Origin of the sequence: Propionimicrobium sp. PCR01-08-3 (genome assembly GCF_030286045.1) — a bacterium.
In the GTDB taxonomy this organism is placed as follows: domain Bacteria; phylum Actinomycetota; class Actinomycetes; order Propionibacteriales; family Propionibacteriaceae; genus Brooklawnia.
The window spans coordinates 1,887,613-1,905,637 of sequence record NZ_CP127390.1; the positions used below are offsets into that span (position 1 = coordinate 1,887,613).

Consider the following 18,025-nt stretch of genomic DNA (forward strand, 5'->3'; position numbering starts at 1 on the left):
GTCGGGACGAGCAAACAATCGCCGGTCTTGTTGCCTATTCAGGTGCCACCTATACTCAGGCGCCAATGGCAACTCATTACACATCACCAGCACACCCGGCGAGGCGGATGTTCGTCGCCGTCACTCCCCCGCCCGAGATCTCTGCCGAATTGCACGACCTCCTCGAACCACACAAGATCCGCTGGCCCGAGATCCGGTGGACGATACCGGCGGGCTGGCATTTCACCTGCGCCTTCATGGGCCGGGTCGAACCGGGCCAGCTCGGCAAGCTCTCCGGCCTGCTCACCGATCTTGCCGCAGCGACCGCACGATTCGGCCTGGCGATCACCGGTGCGGGCGCATTTCCCGCTCCGGGTGCGGCAAAGATCCTTATGCTGCCCGCAGACGATCCGCTCGGCGATCTTGAGGCTCTCGCTCTCGGCTGCCGCAAGGCCTGTCGCCGGGCGGGCATCTATGTCACGGACGAGCCCTTTCAGGGCCATCTCACCATCGCAAGGTTTGCGCAGCCGACCGACGTCAGGCCGCAGATCGAGGCGCTCGCCGGCACCCAGGTCGGCCCCTGGGCGGTCACCCAACTCGCCCTGATCGAGTCACTGCTCGGTCAAGGCGAGGGTGGACGCGCCCGCTACGTCGTCCGGGAGCGATTTCCGCTGGCCGCACACTGAAGCACAGCTCAGATCATGAAGCCCAGGGCTTGCAGTTGCTCACGTCCGTCGTCGGTGATCATCTCGAGGGACCACGGCGGCATCCACACCCAGGTGATGGTCACCGAGCGTGCCAGCTGACCGAGTACCGCCTGCGCCTCCCATTCGATCTGGTCGGTCAGGGGGCAGGCGGGGCTGGTCAACGTCATCTCGAGGGTGACGTTGAGGTCGTCGTCGATTTCCACGTCGTAGACGAGGCCGAGATCGACGACGTTGACCATCAGCTCGGGGTCGACGACCTCTTTGAGGGCTTCGAGAATGACGTACTTCTTCTGCTCGGGAGTCGCGTCGCCCCAGGTGCCACCACCCGGGTTCGGTGTGGTATCCGGCAATTCGTCCTTGACGAGGTCAGATGGATTGGTCATGGTCACTCCTTACCCGGTGTGAGTGCGGAAACATCAACACCTGAGCGAATCAAGGCGTCCTCCAACGAGGTCCAGCCGAGCATGGCGCACTTCACCCTGCCCGGAAATTGGGCGACGCCGGCGAACGCGATGGCGTCCTCCAGCCGGTCCTCGTTCGGTTCGATCTTGCCCTGGCCTTCCATCAGCTCACGGAACTCTTCGAACAGAGCAATCGAGTCGGCGAGGTTTCGTCCGATCAGCAGGTCGGTCATTATCGAGATGGACGCCTGGGAGATCGAGCAGCCTTCGGCGTCGTACGAGATGTCGGCGATCGTGTCGCCGTCGACCGCGACGCGAAGCGTCACCTCATCGCCACAGCTGGGGTTCACATGATGAACCTCGGCTCCGAACGGGGTCCGCAAGCCGGCATTGTGCTTCTCGCGGTAGTGGTCGAGGATGATGTCTTGATACAGCTGTTCAACGCTCATGTCTTCTCCCGGTGCGCGAGTTGAAGAAGTCATAGGCCCACGCCACGGCATCGATCAACGCGTCCACTTCCTCGGGCGTGGTGTACAGGTATCCGGACGCCCGAGACGAGCTCTGCACACCCAGCCGCTGATGCAGCGGCGCCGCGCAATGATGCCCGCCCCGGACGGCGACCCCGCGACTGTCAAGCAGCTGCATCAGATCGTGCGGGTGCACGCCCTCCACGGTGAACGAGACGGCTCCGCCGCGGTCGACGGCCTCAGTGGGCCCCAGGATGCGCACGCCTTCCAGCGAACCGAGCCCGGCCAGCATCTTGGCGGTGATCTCGTTTTCGTGGTCGGCAATGGCCTCCATACCGATGCGGCTCAGGTAGTCGATAGCGGCACCCAGACCGACCGCCTGCGCGATCGGCGGAGTGCCGGCCTCGAAGCGATGCGGCGGCGGCGCATAGGTCGAACGCTCCATCCGCACCACCTCGATCATCTCGCCCCCGCCGAGGAACGGCGGAAGCGAGTCGAGCAGATCAAAGCGCCCCCACAGCACACCGATGCCGGTCGGCCCACACAGCTTGTGCCCGGTGAACGCCATCAGGTCGACACCCAGCGCATTCACGTCAGTGGCACGCTGCGGCACGCCCTGCGACCCATCGGCGACCATGATGGCGCCGACCGAATGCGCCCAATCGGCGATCTGGCGGACCGGAGTGATGGAGCCCAGCACATTGCTCACCCAGGCAACCGAGACGACCTTGGTGTGCTCATTGATCAGCCCGTCGCGCTGAGCCTTGTCCAGATCCAGCCGGCCCTCATCGGTCACGTCGAACCAGCGAAGCGTCGCCCCGGACGCTTCGCAGGCCAACTGCCAGGGCACCAGGTTCGAGTGATGTTCCAGCACCGAGATGACGACCTCGTCGCCGGGCTTCAGCCTGCTGCCCAGGGTGTAGGCCGCCAGGTTCAGCGCCTCCGAGGCGTTCTTGGTGAAGACGACCTCTTCGGGCCGGGCCGCGTGAATGAACTCCGCTACCTTCGCCCGGGCGCCCTCGAATGCTGCGGTCGCTTCGGCACCCAGGGTGTGCATGGCGCGGGCGACGTTCGCATTGTGGCGCAGGTAGTGCGCCTCAACCGCCTCGACGACCTCGCGAGGTTTCTGCGAGGTGTTCGCCGAGTCGAGGTAGACCAGCCGGTGGCCATCGACTTCCCGGTCGAGGATCGGGAAGTCGGCCCGGATAGCAGCGGAATCCCACATCAGGCGTGCACGGCTTTCAGGTACTTGTCGTAGCCTTCGACCTCGAGCTCGGCGGCCAGCTCCTTGCCGCCCTCGGCGACGATCCGGCCGTCCACGAAGACGTGCACGTGGGTGGGCTCGACGTAGCGCAGGATGCGCTGGTAATGGGTGATCAGCATCACGCCGTGCTCGCCCCGGTCGGAATACCGGTTGATGCCCTCCGCGACCGTGCGCACCGCGTCGATGTCGAGGCCGGAGTCGATCTCGTCGAGAATCGCGATCTTCGGGTCCAGCAGGTCGAGCTGGACGATTTCACCGCGCTTCTTCTCACCACCGGAGAAGCCCTCGTTGATGGAGCGGCCCGAGAAACTCGGATCCATGTCCATCCGCTCGAGCGCCGCGGTCACCTCTTTCGGCCAGGTGCGCACCTTGGGTGCCACACCATCCAGCGCGGTCTTCGCGGTACGCAGGAAGTTCGCGGTCGACACGCCCGGAACCTCGATCGGGTACTGCATGGCGAGGAAGAGGCCGGCCTTGGCGCGCTTGTCAACGCTCAACTCGGTCAGCTCCTCGCCGTCCAGGGTCGCCGAACCGGAGGTGATGGTGTACTTCGGATGACCGGCCAGCGAGTAGGCCAGCGTCGACTTTCCCGAGCCGTTGGGGCCCATGATCGCGTGGATCTCGCCCGAGCGGATCGTGAGGTTGACGCCCTTGAGGATCTGCTTGGGACCGGACTCGGTCTCGACGTCTGCGTACAGATCTTTGATGACTAGTTCTGCCATGGGTGTTTCAGGCCTCCGTATGAGGTTGGATCGGATTGTCGACATCGACGACGATCTGATCGCCCTCGATAGAACATGGATAAACGGGCACCGGCTGGGTGGCCGGCAAATTCAGTGCAGCGCCGGTACGAAGGCTGAACATCGAACCGTGAAGATAGCACTCGATGCTGCAGTCGTCTTCGTCCACGTCGCCTTCTGACAGGCGGACATGTCCGTGGCTGCATTCGTCCCGGATGGCGAAGATCTCGTCTCCGACACGCACCAGTGCGACCTCGAGGTCGCTGTCGGGAACCTCGACCCCGAGCGGCAGGTCATCGAGGTCGTCGACATCCGCGACGGGCACGAAGCTCATTCGTCCGCCTCGGCCTTGGCCAGCACGGATTCGGACGACATGCCTTCGATCGCGGACAGCTGGACGCTGAGCGCGGCTGCGAGCCGCTCCTCGACATCGGCGATGCCGATGCGGTGGATGATGTCGAGGAAGAACCCCTCGACGACCAAGCGGCGGGCGTCCGGCTCGGGAATGCCACGGCTGCGCAGATAGAACAGCTGCTCCTCATCGAAACGCCCGGTCGAGCTCGCGTGGCCGGCGCCACGGATCTCGCCGGTCTCGATCTCGAGGTTCGGCACGGAGTCGGCCTGGCAGCCCTCGGTGAGCATCAGATTCTTGTTGGTCTCGTAGGTCTCGATGTCGAGAGCGTTCGACCTGATCAGCACGTCGCCGATCCACACCGAGTGTGAGCCCTTGCCCTGCAGCGCACCGCGGTAGTCGACATGGCTCTCGGTGCTCGGGGCGTTGTGGTCGATGAACATGCGGTGCTCCACATGCTGGCTGGCCTGCGAGAAGTAGAGGCCGAGCTGCTGCAGATTGCCTCCGGTGCCGTTGAACTCGGCTCGTTCGTTCAGCCGCACATCGCCCTTGCCGACGGTCGCCTGGATGGTGCGCACGTTGGCGTCGCGTCCGACCAGCACCGAGACCTGCCCGCCGTGTACCGAGCCCTCGTCCCAGTCCTGGACGCTGACGAAGTCGACGTGCGAGCCGTCACCGGCGTGCAATTCGGCCTTGCCGGCGAAGCGGCCCTTTCCGGTGTGCCGCAGCAATACGGTGGCAACCGCGTGGTGCCCGATGTCGATCAGCAGATGCCCGGCAAGATCCTTGCCTTCGGCATCGAGGTCGATCACCAGCGGGTCGGCCAGTTCGGCCTCCGGCGGCACCGAGATCAGCGTCACGTCGTCGCCCGCGTCTTTGGCCGCGAGCGCGCCCACCAGGTCGACCGGCGCATCGAACGAGAACGCCATGGCCTCGTTAAGCGACACCTTCCGGGTGGTCACCTCGCCGGGCAGCTTCAGCTGCCACTGCGCATGATCGACGCTGCCCGCCTGCAATAGCGAGTTGAAGCGCTCGACCGGCGTGAACCGCCAGGTCTCCTCCAGCCCGGTGGGCAGCGGATGATCTGCGACGTTCCAGGATGGCGTCGGGTGCAGATGCGACTTGATGGTCTCCCGCGCCGGGGCAGACGTGCTTGTTGTCATGGTCACGGATAATTTCTCCTGTCAGGTGATGGTGAAGGTTGGCGGCGAGCCCTGCTCAGCCCACCGACCCTTCCATCTGCAATTCGATGAGCCGGTTCAGTTCGAGCGCGTATTCCATCGGGAGCTCGCGGGCGATCGGCTCGACGAACCCACGCACCACCATTGCGGCCGACTCGTCTTCTGACAGGCCGCGCTGCATCAGGTAGAACAGCTGGTCCTGACTGATCTTCGAGACCGTCGCCTCATGGGCCATCGTGACGTCTTCCTCGCGCACGTCGACGTAGGGGTAGGTGTCGGTACGCGAGATGGAATCGACGAGCAGGGCGTCACATTTCACATTGGACGCCGAATGCCTGGCGCCGGGCTGCACTTCGACCAGGCCTCGGTAGGAGGAGCGTCCACCATCACGGCTGATCGACTTCGAGACGATCGTGCTGGAGGTGCTCGGCGCACAATGCACCATCTTCGCCCCGGTGTCCTGGTGCTGCCCGTTGCCGGCGAAAGCGATCGACAGCGCCTCACCCTTGGCATTCGGGCCCATCAGGTAGCAGGCCGGGTACTTCATGTTGGTCTTGGAGCCGATGTTGCCGTCGATCCATTCCATGGTGCCGCCCTCTTCGACGGTCGCGCGCTGGGTCACCAGGTTGTACACATTGCCCGACCAGTTCTGGATGGTGGTGTAGCGGACGCGCGCGTCCTTCTTCACCACGATCTCGACAATGGCCGCATGCAACGAATCCGACTTGTAAATCGGGGCCGTGCAGCCTTCAACGTAGTGCACGTACGAGCCCTCGTCGGCGATGATCAGCGTCCGCTCGAACTGACCGAGGTTCTCGGTGTTCATCCGGAAGTAGGCCTGCAACGGGATCGTCACGTTGACGCCCTTGGGCACGTAGATGAACGATCCGCCCGACCACACCGCGGTGTTCAACGCCGCGAATTTGTTGTCGCCGGCCGGGATCACCGAGCCGAAGTACTCCTCGAACAACTCCGGGTATTCCTTCAAGCCGGTGTCGGTGTCGAGGAAGACCACGCCCTGCTTGGCGAGCTCCTCATTGATCTTGTGATAGACCACCTCGGACTCGTACTGGGCCGCAACACCGGCAACCAGGCGAGCCTTCTCGGCCTCCGGGATGCCGAGCTTGTCGTAGGTGTTCTTGATGTCGTCGGGCAGATCCTCCCAGGACTGTGCCTGCTTCTCGGTGGACCGCACGTAGTACTTGATCGAGTCGAAGTCGATCGTCGACAGGTCGGCGCCCCACTTTGGCAGCGGTTTGCGATCGAAAAGCCGCAGACCCTTGAGGCGGCGCTTGAGCATCCACTCCGGCTCGTTCTTGATAGCGGAGATGCCGCGGACGACGTCTGCGTTCAATCCCCGCTGAGCGATCGCTCCAGCGGCGTCGGAGTCGTGCCAGCCGTATTTATAGGTGGCCAAGGAGTTGAACTGTTCAACTTCTTGTTCGGCTACTTCCGCCTTCGTCGCCATGCGGTCGGTTCGAGGCTGGATATCGGTCGTCATGCAATCACCTTTCGATCTGCGGATGCAGAAACCGGATTGGGTAGCGGTGTTGGACCGCCTACGTGAAGCCGGCAGGCCAACGCGCCATGGGCGATGGTGGCCGACCGGGAAACGTCGGTGCCGAGCAGCCGCGCAAACACGCTCGTCTCGGCGTCACACAGTTGGGGATATTCGGTGGCCACGTCGACCACCGGGCAATGGTGCTGGCACAACTCGGCGCTGCCTTCGGTCTCCGCGAAGTAGCCGGCGGCGCTCAACGCCTCGGCGAGCACCTCCATCGGGTCCTTCTCGGGATCGGTGGTACGGCGGCGACGGTAGTCGTCCTCCAGGTCGGTGAGCCTGCGCTCGGCAAAACGGTCGATCGCGTCCGGACCGGCAATAGCCACGAGTTCGGCGAGTGCGCTCAACGCGAGGTCGTCGTAGGCCTGACCGAAACCCTTGCGTCCGGTAGCGGTCAACTGGTAAACACTTGCCGGACGACCGCGGCCGCGAGGCCCCGTCTGCTCGATGGTGGTGATCTGGCCGCCATCGACGAGCCCAATAAGATGACGGCGCACTCCGGCCGGCGTCAACTCCAAGGCATCGGCTAGTTCGGCGGCGGTCATGGTCCCGCGCTCAAGCAGCAGGTCCAGCACCCGCTGGCGAGTGGAGGCATCAGTGGCCGCTGCCTGGTCTCCAGCTGAACTGGTCATCTCGGCACGGTTTTCGATTTCCACGCGTTCCATGTTGTCTAAATAGCCCGGAAAAACCAAACCCACTTCAACTCCATTAGGGTTACCTAACCAAAGTTTTAGACGTTTTTCACCAGCGGCGAACTGGAAGTACAAGGTCTCCTCGTACGAGATCGATGTAGCCACGCCCCCATCTCGCCACCCGCCCAAAGCCGGCAGAATCGCGATGGACCTGAACACGCTCACCCGACCCGCCTTTGGGGACGCGGAGACGGCGAACCGACAAATGCGGGCTTCGGGCGCCCTGCACCAGACAGCGAGGCACGGCCCGCTTGGCCACCGCAGATAGAGTGGCTGCGCCCGTCGGTTGTTCATGGTTGGATGGGATCGGACCGATGACGGGTACCTGGAGGATTTGTGGACAAAACCTGGACCAATCCGCTGCTGGACGGCGCTGATAGACGGCTACCGCGGCTCGCGGGGCCGAGCGTGCTCGTGCTGTTCGGTGTCACCGGCGATCTGGCGCGCAAGAAACTGATCCCGGCGATCTACGACCTCGCGAACCACGGGGCACTCCCCCCGGGCTTCGGCCTGATCGGCTTCGCCCGCCGAGACTGGACGCGTGAGCAGTTCATCGAGCAGCTGGCGACCAGCGTCCGGCAGAACTCCCGTACCCCCTTCCGGGCTGAGGTCTGGCGTCAATTGGTGGGCGGTATCGACTTCGTCAAGGGCACCTTCGACGATCCGGAGGCGTTCGTCCGATTGAAGAGGACGCTCGACCGGTTCGACCGGGAGCACGGCACCGACGGCAACCACGCGTTCTACCTGTCGATTCCTCCGAAGAACTTCGAGCAGGTCATCGAGCAGTTGAATGCGCACGGCATGACCGATCAGTCCAAGGGCTGGAAGCGTGCCATCATCGAGAAGCCCTTCGGCCACGACCTGCAAAGCTCCATCGAGTTGAGCAACGCTGTGTCGGCGGCCTTCCCGCCGGAGTCGGTTTTCCGCATCGATCACTATCTGGGCAAGGAGACGGTTCAGAACCTGCTGGCTTTCCGTTTTGCCAACATGATGTATGAGCCGGTCTGGACTCGCAATTTCGTCTCCGATGTGCAGATCACGATGGCCGAGGATATCGGCATCGGCGGCAGGGCCGGCTACTACGACGGTGTGGGTGCCGCCCGCGATGTGATGCAGAATCATCTCTTCCAGCTGATGGCGTTGACCGCCATGGAAGAGCCCAATACCTTTGACCCCAATGACCTGCGCCGTGAGAAGGAGAAGGTGCTCGAGGCCTGCCAGGTTCCCGCGACTCTCGCCCAGCACAGCGCGAACGGCCAGTACGCCACCGGCTGGCAGGGCGGCAAACTCGTCAAGGGGTTTCTGGAAGAGGACGGCATCGATCCCGGGTCTCGTACCGAGACCTATGCGGCGCTTCGGGTCGATATCGATTCCAGGCGCTGGGCGGGCGTCCCGTTCTATCTGCGCACGGTCAAGCGTGCGCCCCGGCGCATCACCGAGATCGCGCTCAACTTCAAGCGCACTCCGCATATGCCGTTCAGCCAGCCCGACATCGAGGCGCTGGGGGTGAACTCGCTGGTTCTGAGGATTCAGCCCAACGAAGGCATCGAGATGAACTTCGGCGCCAAGGTGCCCGGCACCCAGATGGAGATCCGGCAGGTGAGCATGGATTTCTCTTACTCCGGTTCGTTCACCGAATCGAGTCCTGAGGCCTACGAGCGGCTGATCCTCGATGTGTTGCTGGGCGATCCCCCGTTGTTCCCCAGGCAGCGTGAGGTCGAGCTGTCGTGGCAGATCCTCGATCCTGTCCTTGCCTCGTGGGCTCAGGACGGCCAACCTGAGCAGTATTCGTCCGGCACCTGGGGGCCCCGGTGCGCGGACGAGATGCTGGCCCGCGACGGGTTCAGCTGGCGGCGTCCTTAGGAGTCACACATGAGTATCAAACTCGACAACACCGATGCCCACGAGATCAACGAGACGCTTTTCCGGTTGCGCAAAGAGGGCAAGGCGCCCGCGAAATCCGGGCAGGTTCTGACGCTGGTGGTCAACACCTCGGCCGACGGCTACGAGCAGGCGATGGAAGGCGCGCAGGCCGCCGGCGAATTGCACCCGTCCCGCATCCTCGTGGCGGTGCGGGGCAAACAGGACGAGCCCGGGCTGAGCGCAGAAATCCAGACCGAACAATCTGCCGCAGAGGTCATCACCTTGCAGTTCTCCGGCGAGGTCGATCAGCATGCCACCTCGGTGCTGCTGCCGTTGCTGCTGTCCGAGCTTCCTGTGGTGATCTGGTCTCGCACCGGAAGCGACGACGAGCTGGGCAGCTGCGATCTGACCTCGCTCAGCAACCGCCTGATCGTCGACTCTTCGACGGCAAGCGATCCGATCGCTGCCACCCGCGAACTTGCCCGTACTCACCGCCCGGGCAGCACCGACCTGTCGTGGACGAGGCTCACCCGGTGGCGCGCACTGTTGGTCGCGGCGCTCAATCAGGTGCGCTCCCCGGTGCTTTCCGCCGAGGTCGTCGGCCCTCTGAGCTCGGCGCCCAGTGAACTGCTCGCTGCCTGGCTGCGGATGCGGCTGGACGTTACGGTGCAGCGTCCCGACCCGGTCAGCAGCTATCCCGGTTTGCATCTGGTGAAATTGGCGACCCGGGCCGGGGACATCGTCCTGCAGCGTTTTTCGCCCATTGAGGCGTCGCTCTCGTTGCCCGGCCAGCCGGACCGTCAGGTGGCGCTGGCCAGACGCACCGTCCCCCAGTTGCTGTCCGAGGAGCTGTCGCAGCTGAGCGGCGACGGTGCGTTCGATGGGCTGATGTCATTCATCGCGACAGAGAAGCAGGGCTAGGACGTGAGTCTGCAACGGGTCTTCCGCTATCGCAGCCTGGACGAGCTGACCACCAGCATGGCCGGCCGGCTCGCCAAACGGCTTGCGGAGCTTCAGCGCGAGAAAGAACGCGTCCACCTGGCTCTGACCGGCGGGATGACCGCGCTCGCGTTGTATGAATCGCTGGCGACGCTGGCCCAGGCGACCAATCTCGACCCGGCCCGGCTCGAACTGTGGTGGACGAGCGAGCGTTATGTGCCGACCACCGATCAGCTGCGCAACTCGACTCGGGCGCTGACGGTGTTGGCGAGAACCCTGCCCTTCGTTCCCGCGCAGGTTCACCCGATGCCCAGCAGCACCGGCACGATGGATTCGGACGAGGCGGCCTATGCGTATTCGAAAGAGCTGGAGAATGTCGCCTTCGACATCTGCCTGCTCGGCATGGGCCCCGATGGGCATGTCGCGTCCATCTATCCGAACCATCCCAGTCTTCAGCTGCAGGCCGACACGACGCTGAGCGTGGTCGGGGTGACGAAGGCGCCGATCGATCCTCCGGAACGAATCACGTTGACGCTGAAGACCATCAACGCCTCGAACGAGGTCTGGCTGTTGGCCAGCGGCGAGAAGAAGGCAGACGTTGCGGCCCGCGCGGTGGCCCACGACCCGGCGCTGCCCGCCGGGCTGGTGCACGGTGCCTCGGCGACCTACTGGTTCCTCGACCGGGACGCTGCCGCGCAGCTGCCCTACTACCGCTGCCGGCTGTAGCGCCGGATCATTCTCAGTAGATGACTTCGCCGGCGGCGCGGCGGGCCCGCAAGCCGTCGAGGGCCTCGGCCAGGATGGCCACGGCTTCCTCGTCGCTGCGACGCTCTTTCACGTAGGCGAGATGGGTCTTATAGGGAAGGTTCTTCGGCGGAGGCGGCGGGTTCTGCTGATCGGTGCTGGCAGGCAAACCACAGCGGGTGCATTCCCATTCTTCGGGAATCTCTGCGTCCATCGCGAACGCCGGACGAGTCTCGTGCCCGTTCGCACAGTAGAAACTCACCCGGGTGCGGGGGGCCGAATCTCCCCGCTCTGCTTCTCCCATCGGACCGGCACCGATACGGCTTCCCCTAATGGCGTTGCCACCACTCACAGTCTTGTTCCCCTAACCAATGAGTAAAATTCGAGTGAAATCATCCGGATCAGGCACCGGCGCCCATGCCGTACAAGATCAGCAGGCCGGCGACGCACAGCACCCACAATCCGGCCACCACGATCGTCAACCTGTCGAGGTTACGTTCGGCAACCGAGGTGCCGCTCATGCCGGTAGTCATTCCGCCGCCGAACAAATCGGACAGTCCACCACCACGGCCCTTGTGCAGCAGGATGAAGGCGGTCAGGATCACACTCAAAACGATCAGCACGATCGACAGAGTCGTCACCGGCCAGGTCATCAGCGGTACAAGAGTCACGCAGGAGATTGTAGCCCAGCCGCCGCGTGTGCCCGAATCGCTGATGCAAGCCCGGACGCGAGCGGCGACCGTGCCAAAGCACGGTCGCCGCTTGGCAGGATGCGATCTTTGAGCCGCTGTCAGGCCTGCTGGTAGAAGAGCACGATCTTGGCGAACTCCTCGGGCTTCAGGCTGGCACCGCCGACCAGCGCGCCATCGACGTCGGGCTGGGCCATGATGTCGACCACGTTCGACGACTTCACCGAGCCGCCGTACTGAATCCGCACGGCCTCGGCGGTCGGCTGATCGTAGAGGTCGGCGACCGCGCCGCGAATGGCGCCACAGACCTCCTGGGCGTCCGCCGGAGTCGCCACCTCGCCGGTGCCGATGGCCCAGATGGGTTCATAGGCGATGACCAGGGACGCGACATCCGCGGCCGAGATACCGGCCAGCGCACCGGTGACCTGAGCCACGGTGTGGGCGACCTGATCGCCCTGCTTGCGCACCTCCAGGCCTTCGCCCACGCAGATGATCGGGGCCAGGCCCTTGGAGAGAGCCTTGATGGCCTTGGCGTTGACGACCTCGTCGGTCTCACCGTGATATTCGCGGCGCTCGCTGTGCCCGACAACGACATAGCTGCAGTCGAGCTTGGTCAGCATGTCGGCCGAGATGTCTCCGGTGAAGGCGCCGTCGTCATGCGGCGACAGGTCCTGCGCGCCATGCTTGAGCGGCAGTTTGTCGCCGTCGATCAGCGTCTGCACGCTGCGCAGACCGGTGAACGGCGGGATCACCACGGCTTCGCACTTGCTGGTGTCGTAGCGTTCGTCGGCCAGCGTCCACGCGAGTTTTTGAACCAGGCCCACGGCATCGATGTGGTTCAGGTTCATCTTCCAGTTTCCGGCCATGATCGGTGTCCGGCTCATGATGGTCACTCCCCCTTCGCGGATTCTTCGAGAACCGCCAGGCCCGGCAGTTCCTTACCTTCGAGATACTCCAGCGAGGCGCCGCCGCCGGTGGAGATCCAGCCGAACTGATCGTCGGCATAGCCCAGGTCGCGCACCACGGCGGCCGAATCGCCGCCGCCGATCACGGTCAGGCCGTCGGTCTCGACGAGCGCCTTGGCGACGGCAGCGGTGCCCTGCGCGAATGCGGGGATCTCGGCGACGCCGGCCGGGCCGTTCCAGAACACGGTATGTGCCGAACGTACGGTATCGGCGAACAGCTTCTCCGATTCGGGGCCGATGTCCAGGCCTTCCTTGCCGGCCGGGATCTGGTCGGCGGCGACGACTTCGACGTCACCCTTCACCTCACGGGCGGCGAAGTCCATGCCGTCGGCCACCCGTACGTCGACCGGGAGCACGATCTTCTTGCCCTGGTCCCAGGCCTGCTTCAGGTATCCGGCGCATTCCTCGACCTTGGACTCGTCCAGGATCGAGTTGCCGACCTCGTAGCCCTTGGCGGCGAGGAAGGTGTAGGCCATGCCGCCGCCGATCACCAGCGCGTCGGCGACCTTGAGCAGGTTGTCGATGACAGCGAGTTTGTCGGCTACCTTCGCTCCGCCGAGCACGACGACGAACGGACGCTCGGGATCGTTGGTGAGCTTGCTCAGTACCCCGACCTCCTTGGCGACCAGCTCACCGGCATAGGCGGGCAGCAGCTTCGCGATGTCATAGACCGAGGCCTGCTTGCGGTGCACGACACCGAAGCCGTCGGAGACGTAGAAGTCGCCGAGCTTGGCATACTGGGCGGCCAGCGCGGCGCGTTCGGTTTCGTCCTTGGACTCTTCGCCCGGCTCGTAGCGAACGTTCTCCACCAGGCAGATCTCGCCATCGGCGAGCCCGTGTGACAGCGTCTGGGCCGAGGGGCCGACGACGTCGGTGGCCAGCTTGACCTCGGTGCCGATGAGTTCGCCGAGCCGCTTGGCAACCGGGGCCAGCGAGTACTTCGGGTTGACCTGCCCCTTCGGGCGTCCGAGGTGGGCGAGCACCGTGATCCGGGCGGCGGCGTCACGCAGCTTGGTCAAGGTCGGCAAAGCGGCCTTGATACGTCCATCGTCGGTGATGACGTCGCCGTCGAGCGGCACGTTGAAATCGCAGCGGATGACAACTCGCTTGCCGCGAACGTTGTCCAGCAGTTCGTTCACTGATCGCACAATGGATCCTCTTCTTTAGGAGATATCGGAATAAGGCTAGGCCCAGGTCCGCCGATCGTAACCATCGGGACGGCTGCGGGGCCCAAGAATCGGGGTACAAGATAAGCGGGGCGCGCCAGCCAACTGCCGACACGCCCCGCCATGGTTCACAACTAAATCAGGTAGCTGTGCAGCTCGATCAGAGCTTGCTGGCGACCAACTCGGTGAGGTCAACGAGACGGTTCGAGTAGCCCCACTCGTTGTCGTACCAGGAGAGCACCTTCACCAGGTTGCCGATGACCTTGGTCTCGGAGGCGTCGAAGACGCTGGAGGCCGGATCGCCCTGAATATCGGTCGAGACGATCGGATCCTCGGTGTAGACCAGGATGCCCTTCAGCGGGCCCTCGGCGGCCTTCTTCACGGCAGCCTTGACGGACTCGACGGTGACCTCCTTGGAGGCCTCGAAGGTGAGGTCGGTCAGCGAGCCGGTCGGGGTCGGCACGCGGACGGCCAGACCATCGAACTTGCCCTTGAGCTCGGGGATCACCAGAGCGACGGCCTGAGCGGCACCGGTCTTGGTGGGGATCATGTTGAGGGCGGCAGCGCGGGCGCGACGCAGATCGCTGTGCGGGGCGTCGAGCAGACGCTGATCGCCGGTGTAGGAGTGGATGGTGGTCATGATGCCACGCTCGATGCCGAACTCATCGTTCAGCACCTTGGCCAGCGGCGCCAGGCAGTTGGTGGTGCAGGACGCGTTCGAGATGATGTTGTGCTTGGCGTTGTCGTACTCGGCATCGTTGACGCCGATCACGAAGGTGCCGTCGACGTTCTTGCCGGGGGCAGAGATGACGACCTTCTTGGCTCCGCCATCAATATGGGCCTTGGCCTTGGTTCCATCGGTGAAGAAACCGGTGGACTCCACAACGACCTCGACACCGAGATCACCCCAGGGCAGGTTGCCCGGGTCGCGCTCGGCGAGCACCTTGATGTGCTTGCCATCGACGATGATGCCTTCGTCGTCGAAGCTGACCTCACCAGGGAAGCGGCCCAGCAGCGAGTCATACTTGAGCAGGTGGGCCAGGGTCTTGTTGTCGGTCAGGTCATTTACAGCCACGACATCCAGATCCGCCTTCTGCTCGAGAAGTGCACGGAAGAAGTTGCGGCCAATGCGGCCGAAGCCGTTGATGCCAACCTTGACGGTCATATATGTGATCTCCTTCTAGAGATACTGTGCGGGAAGCACTTATTCAGACTGGATGGTCGCCCTCTATGGTACCCAAATTGCCCAGTCTCAGTAACATTTTGAGCACTTCGTGCTGCAACGATGATGCAAACACTTTCGCGGGACGCGCTAGTTGTCTTCCAGCATCTCCGGCGTCAGTGCGGCCGACGTGGAGGGCAGAGATCTCTCGGAGGCCGACTTGTCGGCCATCGCCAACAACCGCCTGATCCGCCCGGCGATCGCGTCCTTGGTCAGCGGGGGATCATGCAACTGGCCGAGCTCTTCGAGACTGGCCTGCTTGTGTTCGAGACGCAGCAGCCCGGCCTGCCGCAGATGGTCGGGAACATCGTCGCCCAAGATCTGCAATGCGCGCTCCACCCGGGCTCCCGCGGCGACCGCGGCGCGGGCCGAACGCCGCAGGTTCGCATCATCGAAATTCGCCAGCCGGGTGGCCGAGGCACGAACCTCCCGGCGGACGCGGCTTTCCTCCCAGGCGAGCACCGAGGAATGGGCTCCCATTCTGGTGAGCAGCGCCGCGATCGCATCTCCGTCGCGGACGACCACCCGGTCTATCTGGCGCACCTCCCGCGCCTTCGCCGCGATATCGAGCCGGCGGGCCGACCCGACCAATGCGAGGGCCGCCTCCGAGCTGGGGCAGGTGATCTCCAAGGCCATCGAGCGCCCGGGTTCGGTCAACGAGCCTCGCGCCAAGAAGGCGCCGCGCCACACGGCCACCTGTTCGTTGATTCCGGCGCCGACGACCTGGGCAGGCAGGCCGCGGGTCGGGCGTCCACGAGAATCGATCAGTCCGGTCTGCCGTGCCAGGGCTTCACCGCCGCGCACCATTCGCAAGACGTAGCGGGTGTTCTTGTGAATGCCGGAGCTGTTCAGCACCAGCACTTCACAGTCGTAGCCGTACAACTCGGTGATCATCGCCCGAAGCCGGCGGGCGGCCGCCCCGCTGTCCAGCTCGGCTTCGATGACGATGCGTCCGTTCACCACGTGCAGTCCGCCGGAAAACCGGAGAATTGCGGCCAGTTCGGCGGCACGGGTCTCAGGTTTGTTCACCCGCACCGTCGCCAACTCAGATTTCACCTGTTGCGTCAAAGCCACGGTCGCATCATGCCACAATCACTTCGGTTCAGCAGCCCATGATGCGACTGAAGACCTGCGCCAGCCTCGTCGGATCGTGCCGGGCGGTGCCGTCGTGGCAACGGACGTCGGCCACCACCAGGTCGGCGCCGAGCACGCGAGCAAAGGTGCGCAGATGCTGGTCGTCCGCATCGAAACCGGCGTCGACGATCACGGTGTCGAAACGCAGTTTCGGGGCATGCTCGGCAAGGATGTCCAGATGCTGGGCAGCGTTGATGCCCTTGGTCTCCGAATCGGCTTCGATGTTGAGTGTCAGCACCCGGTGGGCCGGCGAGTTGATCACCGCGTCGGCCAGCTCGGGCACCAGCAGATGCGGCAGCACCGAGGTGAACCAGGAGCCCGGCCCCAGCACCAGATAGTCGGCGTCGCGGATCGACGCGATCGCTTCGGGACAGCCGACCGGATTGCCCGGGACCAGCCGCACCGCGACCACGTCGCCCTTGGTGACCGCGACCTCATGCTGGCCGGTGACCACCGAGAGTTCGTCGGGAGCACCGGGATCGACCCCGATGACGTCGGCCTCGATGCCCAGCGGCTCCAGCGACATCGGCAGCACCCGGCCACACACGTTGAGCAGGTCGGCGACCATGTCCAGGCCGTGCACCGCATCCAGCTGCTGCCAGATGCCTTCGATCAGCAGGTTGCCGATCGCATGGCCATCGAGCGGACCGGAACTGTGGAAGCGTGACTGGAGCACGTTGGCCCACTGGCGTCCGATCGGGTTGTCACCGCACAGCGCGGCCAGCGCCATCCGCAGGTCACCCGGCGGCAGCCCGCCCAGTTCGCGGCGTAAACGGCCCGATGAGCCTCCGTTGTCGGCGACCGTCACCACGGCGACCAGCTGGTCGGTGATCTGGCGAAGAGCCTGCAAGGACGCCGACAGGCCGTGTCCGCCACCCAGTGCGGTCACCTTGGGATTCGACGGATTCGAAGAAGTCATTCTCGCCCCAAATCACGATGGAGGACGCTGACCTGCACCCCCTCGGCTCGCAGCCGCGCCGCGAATGCCTCGGTCATGGAGGTGCTGCGGTGCTTGCCGCCGGTGCAGCCGATGGCGATCGTCGCCTGTCTCTTTCCTTCCCGGAAGTACCCCGGCCCGACCGTGTTGACCAGCCCGACCAGCTGATCAAGGAATTCTTGGGCGCCTGGTTGGGCCAGCACGTAGTCGCTCACCTCGCGTGACAGCCCGGTTTGCGGACGCAGGTGGGGCACCCAATGCGGGTTCGGCAAGAAGCGGACATCGAAGACCATGTCGGCATCGACCGGCACACCGTTCTTGAAACCGAAGCTCATGATCTGGAAGCGGGTGGCCTGGTCATCGCCCGATCCGTAGATGTGCCCGACCCGGTGAACCAGCTGGTGCACGTTCAGGTTGGAGGTGTCGATGACCACATCGGCGTCGGCACGTAGATTGCCCAGCATCCTGCGCTCCTGCGCGATCGCCTGGATCAGGCTGCCGCCGTCCTGCAGCGGCAGCGGGCGGCGTGCCGACTCCTGGCGGCGCACGATGGCGTCGTCGTTGGCCTCCAGATAGCAGATCTCCCGCCGGACGCCTTGCACTTCGAGTTGCGCCAGGCTCCTGGGCAGCTGATCGAACATCTCCCGGGAACGCACGTCGAGCCCGACCGCGACCCTGTCCTGCCCACCGCGGCGGGCGGTCTCGACCAGCTGCGAGACCATGCTGGGCGGCAGATTGTCGACCACGAACCATCCGAGGTCCTCCATCGCGTGGGCGGCGGTGCGCCGTCCCGCGCCGGACATCCCCGTCACGATCACGACTCGCGGGGAGGTCTGCTGGCTGGCTTGCTGTGGCTCGCTCACAGTCCCCATTATTGCGCCTGCCACCAGCTGCGGACGCCAAAGCCGGATCGGCGGGTCCGCAGCCATGAAAGGGTCCTGAACCCAACTCCGCCGATTGCGTCCGCCGATTGCGCCTCGGGTGCGACTCGCCCGCGGCGTCCGTCGATGGGCTCAGACCAA

General features: G+C 64.4%; 20 protein-coding genes. 4 read left to right on the top strand and 16 right to left on the bottom strand.

The window, feature by feature from the left end; all coding sequences use genetic code 11:
- The first annotated feature begins 65 nt into the window (after window positions 1-65).
- Window positions 66-665, top strand: a complete 600-nt coding sequence (thpR, locus tag QQ658_RS08675; RefSeq protein ID WP_286024471.1) for an RNA 2',3'-cyclic phosphodiesterase — start codon at window positions 66-68, stop codon at window positions 663-665.
- 8 nt (window positions 666-673) lie between these two features.
- On the opposite strand, the gene QQ658_RS08680 is transcribed toward thpR, so the two are convergent.
- Genes QQ658_RS08680 through QQ658_RS08715 form a run of 8 tightly spaced genes read right to left on the bottom strand, consistent with a single transcriptional unit; the run spans window position 674 to window position 7,308 of the window.
- Entirely contained in the window at window positions 674-1,069 is a 396-nt protein-coding gene (locus tag QQ658_RS08680) for a metal-sulfur cluster assembly factor (protein WP_286024472.1), read from the bottom strand.
- Window positions 1,070-1,071: 2 nt separating this feature from the next.
- Window positions 1,072-1,536, bottom strand: a complete 465-nt coding sequence (gene sufU, locus QQ658_RS08685; RefSeq protein ID WP_286024473.1) for a Fe-S cluster assembly sulfur transfer protein SufU — start codon at window positions 1,534-1,536, stop codon at window positions 1,072-1,074.
- Complete coding sequence (locus tag QQ658_RS08690) at window positions 1,526-2,782, bottom strand: cysteine desulfurase (RefSeq protein WP_502928958.1); 1,257 nt, start codon at window positions 2,780-2,782, stop codon at window positions 1,526-1,528. Before QQ658_RS08690 ends, sufU begins: the two co-directional genes overlap by 11 nt.
- Window positions 2,779-3,540, bottom strand: coding sequence for a Fe-S cluster assembly ATPase SufC (sufC, locus tag QQ658_RS08695; RefSeq protein ID WP_286024475.1), 762 nt, complete (start codon window positions 3,538-3,540; stop codon window positions 2,779-2,781). Before sufC ends, QQ658_RS08690 begins: the two co-directional genes overlap by 4 nt.
- A 7-nt stretch (window positions 3,541-3,547) precedes the next feature.
- Complete coding sequence (locus QQ658_RS08700; protein ID WP_286024476.1) at window positions 3,548-3,892, bottom strand: non-heme iron oxygenase ferredoxin subunit; 345 nt, start codon at window positions 3,890-3,892, stop codon at window positions 3,548-3,550.
- Entirely contained in the window at window positions 3,889-5,073 is a 1,185-nt protein-coding gene (gene sufD / locus QQ658_RS08705; RefSeq protein WP_286027074.1) for a Fe-S cluster assembly protein SufD, read from the bottom strand. Before sufD ends, QQ658_RS08700 begins: the two co-directional genes overlap by 4 nt.
- 55 nt (window positions 5,074-5,128) lie before the next feature.
- Window positions 5,129-6,559: a Fe-S cluster assembly protein SufB gene (gene sufB, locus QQ658_RS08710; RefSeq protein WP_286027075.1), complete on the bottom strand. Its 1,431-nt coding sequence runs from the start codon at window positions 6,557-6,559 to the stop codon at window positions 5,129-5,131.
- Between the two features lie 29 nt (window positions 6,560-6,588).
- Window positions 6,589-7,308, bottom strand: a complete 720-nt coding sequence (locus tag QQ658_RS08715; protein ID WP_286024477.1) for a helix-turn-helix transcriptional regulator — start codon at window positions 7,306-7,308, stop codon at window positions 6,589-6,591.
- 372 nt (window positions 7,309-7,680) lie between these two features.
- On the opposite strand from QQ658_RS08715, the gene zwf reads away from it, so the two are divergent.
- Genes zwf through pgl form a run of 3 tightly spaced genes read left to right on the top strand, consistent with a single transcriptional unit; the run spans window position 7,681 to window position 10,872 of the window.
- Window positions 7,681-9,207 carry a glucose-6-phosphate dehydrogenase gene (gene zwf, locus QQ658_RS08720; protein ID WP_286024478.1) on the top strand — a complete coding sequence of 509 codons (1,527 nt, stop codon included), beginning with the start codon at window positions 7,681-7,683 and terminating at the stop codon, window positions 9,205-9,207.
- Between the two features lie 9 nt (window positions 9,208-9,216).
- On the top strand, window positions 9,217-10,128 hold the full coding sequence (locus QQ658_RS08725; RefSeq protein ID WP_286024479.1) for a glucose-6-phosphate dehydrogenase assembly protein OpcA: 912 nt from the start codon (window positions 9,217-9,219) through the stop codon (window positions 10,126-10,128).
- Window positions 10,129-10,131: 3 nt separating this feature from the next.
- Window positions 10,132-10,872, top strand: a complete 741-nt coding sequence (gene pgl, locus QQ658_RS08730; RefSeq protein WP_286024480.1) for a 6-phosphogluconolactonase — start codon at window positions 10,132-10,134, stop codon at window positions 10,870-10,872.
- Between the two features lie 13 nt (window positions 10,873-10,885).
- Here the strand turns inward: pgl and QQ658_RS08735 are convergent, their stop codons facing one another.
- The 8 genes from QQ658_RS08735 to rapZ all read right to left on the bottom strand — a co-directional run bounded on the left by QQ658_RS08735 (window position 10,886) and on the right by rapZ (window position 17,866).
- On the bottom strand, window positions 10,886-11,242 hold the full coding sequence (locus QQ658_RS08735; protein WP_286024481.1) for an RNA polymerase-binding protein RbpA: 357 nt from the start codon (window positions 11,240-11,242) through the stop codon (window positions 10,886-10,888).
- Between the two features lie 49 nt (window positions 11,243-11,291).
- Window positions 11,292-11,543 (bottom strand): preprotein translocase subunit SecG, encoded by a 252-nt coding sequence (secG, locus tag QQ658_RS08740; protein WP_286027076.1) that lies wholly within the window; start codon window positions 11,541-11,543, stop codon window positions 11,292-11,294.
- Window positions 11,544-11,680: 137 nt separating this feature from the next.
- Window positions 11,681-12,463: a triose-phosphate isomerase gene (gene tpiA, locus QQ658_RS08745; protein ID WP_286024482.1), complete on the bottom strand. Its 783-nt coding sequence runs from the start codon at window positions 12,461-12,463 to the stop codon at window positions 11,681-11,683.
- A gap of 5 nt (window positions 12,464-12,468) precedes the next feature.
- On the bottom strand, window positions 12,469-13,692 hold the full coding sequence (locus QQ658_RS08750; protein ID WP_286024483.1) for a phosphoglycerate kinase: 1,224 nt from the start codon (window positions 13,690-13,692) through the stop codon (window positions 12,469-12,471).
- A 178-nt stretch (window positions 13,693-13,870) separates the two neighbouring features.
- Window positions 13,871-14,875 (bottom strand): type I glyceraldehyde-3-phosphate dehydrogenase, encoded by a 1,005-nt coding sequence (gap, locus tag QQ658_RS08755; RefSeq protein WP_286024484.1) that lies wholly within the window; start codon window positions 14,873-14,875, stop codon window positions 13,871-13,873.
- Window positions 14,876-15,022: 147 nt separating this feature from the next.
- Window positions 15,023-16,006: a DNA-binding protein WhiA gene (gene whiA, locus QQ658_RS08760; protein WP_286024485.1), complete on the bottom strand. Its 984-nt coding sequence runs from the start codon at window positions 16,004-16,006 to the stop codon at window positions 15,023-15,025.
- 28 nt (window positions 16,007-16,034) lie between these two features.
- A complete protein-coding gene (locus QQ658_RS08765) occupies window positions 16,035-16,985 on the bottom strand; it encodes a gluconeogenesis factor YvcK family protein (protein ID WP_286024486.1) in 951 nt (316 codons plus the stop codon).
- Window positions 16,982-17,866 carry an RNase adapter RapZ gene (gene rapZ / locus QQ658_RS08770; RefSeq protein WP_286024487.1) on the bottom strand — a complete coding sequence of 295 codons (885 nt, stop codon included), beginning with the start codon at window positions 17,864-17,866 and terminating at the stop codon, window positions 16,982-16,984. Before rapZ ends, QQ658_RS08765 begins: the two co-directional genes overlap by 4 nt.
- Between the last annotated feature and the right edge of the window lie 159 nt (window positions 17,867-18,025).

What these genes read in the sequence shown, in the direction of transcription:
- thpR (WP_286024471.1), top strand. Translation starts at nt 66, where the DNA reads ATGGCAACTCATTACACATCACCAGCACACCCGGCGAGGCGGATGTTC.
- QQ658_RS08680 (WP_286024472.1), bottom strand. Translation starts at nt 1,069, where the DNA reads ATGACCAATCCATCTGACCTCGTCAAGGACGAATTGCCGGATACCACA.
- sufU (WP_286024473.1), bottom strand. Translation starts at nt 1,536, where the DNA reads ATGAGCGTTGAACAGCTGTATCAAGACATCATCCTCGACCACTACCGC.
- sufC (WP_286024475.1), bottom strand. Translation starts at nt 3,540, where the DNA reads ATGGCAGAACTAGTCATCAAAGATCTGTACGCAGACGTCGAGACCGAG.
- QQ658_RS08700 (WP_286024476.1), bottom strand. Translation starts at nt 3,892, where the DNA reads ATGAGCTTCGTGCCCGTCGCGGATGTCGACGACCTCGATGACCTGCCG.
- sufD (WP_286027074.1), bottom strand. Translation starts at nt 5,073, where the DNA reads ATGACAACAAGCACGTCTGCCCCGGCGCGGGAGACCATCAAGTCGCAT.
- sufB (WP_286027075.1), bottom strand. Translation starts at nt 6,559, where the DNA reads ATGGCGACGAAGGCGGAAGTAGCCGAACAAGAAGTTGAACAGTTCAAC.
- QQ658_RS08725 (WP_286024479.1), top strand. Translation starts at nt 9,217, where the DNA reads ATGAGTATCAAACTCGACAACACCGATGCCCACGAGATCAACGAGACG.
- secG (WP_286027076.1), bottom strand. Translation starts at nt 11,543, where the DNA reads ATGACCTGGCCGGTGACGACTCTGTCGATCGTGCTGATCGTTTTGAGT.
- tpiA (WP_286024482.1), bottom strand. Translation starts at nt 12,463, where the DNA reads ATGAGCCGGACACCGATCATGGCCGGAAACTGGAAGATGAACCTGAAC.
- gap (WP_286024484.1), bottom strand. Translation starts at nt 14,875, where the DNA reads ATGACCGTCAAGGTTGGCATCAACGGCTTCGGCCGCATTGGCCGCAAC.
- QQ658_RS08765 (WP_286024486.1), bottom strand. Translation starts at nt 16,985, where the DNA reads ATGACTTCTTCGAATCCGTCGAATCCCAAGGTGACCGCACTGGGTGGC.